The sequence below is a fragment of the Acinetobacter sp. AKBS16 genome, assembly GCF_002899995.1.
In the GTDB taxonomy this organism is placed as follows: domain Bacteria; phylum Pseudomonadota; class Gammaproteobacteria; order Pseudomonadales; family Moraxellaceae; genus Acinetobacter; species Acinetobacter baumannii.
Map to the genome: position 1 here is coordinate 1 of NZ_POYH01000082.1, position 3,552 is coordinate 3,552.

The window sequence follows — 3,552 nt, forward strand, 5'->3', positions numbered from 1 at the left end:
GAAACCGAGTCAAAAGCGATTTCTTTACTGGCGATTGATACCCAACAACAAGTAAAACCATTTTATTGCGTGCTTTTTGAAGGTGAAATTCATCACAGCATTAGCAATGAATATATCGACAGTATCTTACGTCAAAACTTCCATTATGAACTTGCACGAAACTTAGGGCAGCTCGACCAGCCTCAAATTCGCCAAGCCAATAATGGCTGGAATGCGTACAAGAAACTAGTCATGTTTGATGGCATTATCGAAGGCAATATCAAGCCTGAGCCACTCAAAAAAGTCACCCTGAATAGTTTGGAACAACTATGAAAGGGATGAAGCCATTTAATACCCGGTTTTTAACACTTCGACACGCCTTATATCTAGGCGTGTTGGTTGTGTCGAATACACATGCCATGACTTTAGACGAAGCTTTGTCAGCAAGTTTAAAACATGAAAGCCAGCTTGAAGTGAGCCGTTTAAGTGTGAACCAGTCCACCGCTATGCTTGAACAGGCCAAGCAACGTGATGGACTCAAAGTTAATTTAGTCGGGCAACTTGACTATGAAAGAATAAATACGCCTTCACACGTCTTGTTTCCAACCGAAGGAAACCGTAAAGGCCGAAGTTTGCAATTGCAGGCAGATTATCCGATTTATACCTCTGGACGGCACCGTTTAGGGATAGATATTGCCGAAAGTCAGCTTTCTGCCCAACACCAAGGCTTATCAGATCAAAGATCGGAAACGATTTTAAATACCGTGATGGTCTATACCGATGTATTAAAGAAGAAAGCCATTTTAGAACTTAGACAAAAGACTATGGCAAATCTGCAACGGTCTTTATATGAGTCAAAGCGCCGTTTTGATGTCGGTATGATTACCCGTGCGGATTTGGCTCAGGTGTTGGCACAAGTCGCGCAAGGTCAAGCCGATATTACACAGGCGCAATCTAACTTGACCGTAAGCGAAGCGCAGTTTTATCAAGTGACAGGTACAACACCTGACAACCTTGTTCCAATCAATCAATTACCTACTATTCCCGCTAACCTAGATGAAATATTGGCTCAAACCAAGAACCATCCGGCTTTAATGCGGGCTAAATATGAAAAGCAAGCCGCCGAAAAACAATACGCTTTAACTAAACGAGAACTCTGGCCAACGGTTATGCTGACCAGCCGTGCCGGAAAGCAAGATGAAGCGAGTTATATTGGCTCTGAAAGTAATAACTATATGGTTGGGGTGCAGCTCAATGTGCCGCTTTATGATGATGGACTAAATCGGGCCAATGTTAAAAAAGCACAGGCCGATATCGATTTGGCTACGCAAAAAATTCGAAGTCTTGAGCTGGACTTGAATAAGCGTACCCGTACCACCTATGCGCAGCTTCAAACGATCCGACAAAATAAAGACGCATTGGCAAATGCCATAGAGGCAGCGTCTATTGCTTTTGTCTATACCCGTAAAGAGTTTGATGTCGGCACCAAAACTACCTTTGATTTGCTCAATACCGAGCAGAAACTACTTGATGCACAAACCCAGAAAACCGTAAATGACCAAGACGAAGTGGTGTTTGTTTATCAGCTACTCGACCAAATGGGGCGTTTAAACAATTTGGTTCCTACACAGACCGCACAACAGGTGAATAATGAATAAAACAAATACACCACTTGCTGACAATACGCTTATTACCCGTGAAGCGACTTTGGCAGATGACGAGGCTTTACGAGAGTTAATTGCCGTACCCATGACCACCAAAGGCATACAAATCAGCTTTCAGCGTGAACCGAGTTATTTTAGGGCGTCTGACATTGTGTATCGGCATAAACTGCATGTCGTGATTGAAGATACCGAAAGCCAAAAGAAAGTGGCCTGTTATAGCAATGGTTATCGTCCGTGTTATATCAATCGGAACATTCAAAACTTACGCTATGCTGGAGATTTACGGGTAGATCACAGCTATCGGGGTAAATCATTGGTGAAAGTCTTAGGCAAACATGTAAAACAGACTATGCATGAACCAAACTTTAGCCAAATGATTATTTTTGATGATAACCACGCGGCGCGTGCTGCCATCCAAACAGGCAAAACGGGAATGCCCGATTATTATGATGAAGGGCTTATAGAGACACTTAGTCTGACGAGCACTGGTGCAAAACGGAAAATCAAGGCTTTTTTAAATCAGGTTAATAAACAGAGTGATCTTCAAGAGATTCGTACTTGTGTCGCTGAAGCTGAGCATGTACCACCCATGAACCAGTTTATTCGTGACATGGCAGAGTTTTATAACTTTATTCCAGCCTATAACTTTGAAGAACTTGCCCAAGGGCATCGGTATTTTTCAGGTATGAAACTCTCGGACTTTTCACTTTATTTTAAAGGTGAAAAACTGGTGGGCATGTTTGGTTTGTGGGATCAGCATAGTATTAAACAAACCAAAATTTTAAATTACAGCTCGGCCATAGCTGTGCTTAGACCCGTTTATAACTTGCTAACCCCAATTACCAAAGCCATGCGTTTGCCTAGACTCGGTGACTCTATCAAATACCATGTGCTACATACGCTTATGTGCCATCCACAAGATTTGGCTTTGCATCATAAAATGCTCGACGATGCCTATAACAAGTCAAAACAGCAGGGCGTTGGTGTGGTGAGTTTTACGCTTTCACATAAAGATCCGCGATATCAGTTAAACCAGTTTTATAAAGGTGAACGTTTAACGGGTATGCATGGTTTTATTAGCTTTGAAGGCGACCCAAGACCAAGTTTTGATAAAAAGCTGATCCCATACTTAGAGGTTGGACGTATTTAACTTAAAACTTGAAGTAATTTTAATGAAGCCCACGAAAGTGGGTTTTGTCATTTTGAAGATGAGCGCTGAAGTTGAAGATCAGTTTATAAAAGAAAATATAGCAATAATTTATAATATAATTATTTAATTTTTAATGGAAAATTATTTTAATTTTTATTGATCCTTAGTCACTAAACGTACATATAGCGCAACTACTATACAAATCGAAATTTAAGAACATGGTAGTTAAGTGATGAAAAAAAGTTTATTGGGCGGCCTTATTCTGTCTTTGTGTACGACTCCAGCTTTTGCATTAAATATTTTATTGGTTAACGATGACGGTCTAACCAGCAATGTCAAAGCACTTTATGATGAATTAAAAGCAAATGGTCATAACGTGCTTGTTTCTGTACCGTGTTCACCACAAAGTGGTCGTGGTGGTGCAATTGTGATGTACAGCTCAACAACAATTACCGCGGATAATGATAAGCAAATTGCGGCTGAAAATGGTTGTCACAACGGCGCAGCACCAATTGGCGCACCTGCCGCTGGAACTTTTACCAAAGCGGGTTATACCAATGGTGACTGGAGCTACACGCATGGTACACCAGTCATGGCAACAATTTATGGACTAGATGTGGTTGCGCCAAAGCGTTGGGGTAAAGCACCAGACCTAGTTTTATCTGGTCCGAATGAAGGTCAAAATGTCGGAAAAGTTGTTGTACACTCTGGCACCATTGGCAATGTACAGTTTTCGGCAGGACGCGGGATTCCATCTAT

Annotated in this window: 3 protein-coding genes and 1 pseudogene; all 4 read left to right on the forward strand. The window is 41.5% G+C overall.

Annotation, left to right across the window (positions count from 1 at the left end):
• Positions 1–312: pseudogene (locus tag C1642_RS14675) on the forward strand (GH3 auxin-responsive promoter family protein); the annotation flags it as partial.
• Positions 309–1,637 carry a TolC family protein gene (locus C1642_RS14680; protein ID WP_213064283.1) on the forward strand — a complete coding sequence of 443 codons (1,329 nt, stop codon included), beginning with the start codon at positions 309–311 and terminating at the stop codon, positions 1,635–1,637. The pseudogene C1642_RS14675 and the gene C1642_RS14680, both read left to right, overlap by 4 nt.
• Positions 1,630–2,793, forward strand: a complete 1,164-nt coding sequence (locus C1642_RS14685; protein ID WP_103236497.1) for a hypothetical protein — start codon at positions 1,630–1,632, stop codon at positions 2,791–2,793. The genes C1642_RS14680 and C1642_RS14685 overlap by 8 nt, the downstream gene beginning before the upstream one ends.
• Before the next feature lie 229 nt (positions 2,794–3,022).
• Positions 3,023–3,552 (forward strand): 5'/3'-nucleotidase SurE (locus tag C1642_RS19585; protein WP_228153915.1); only part of this gene is annotated, 530 nt, incomplete at its 3' end.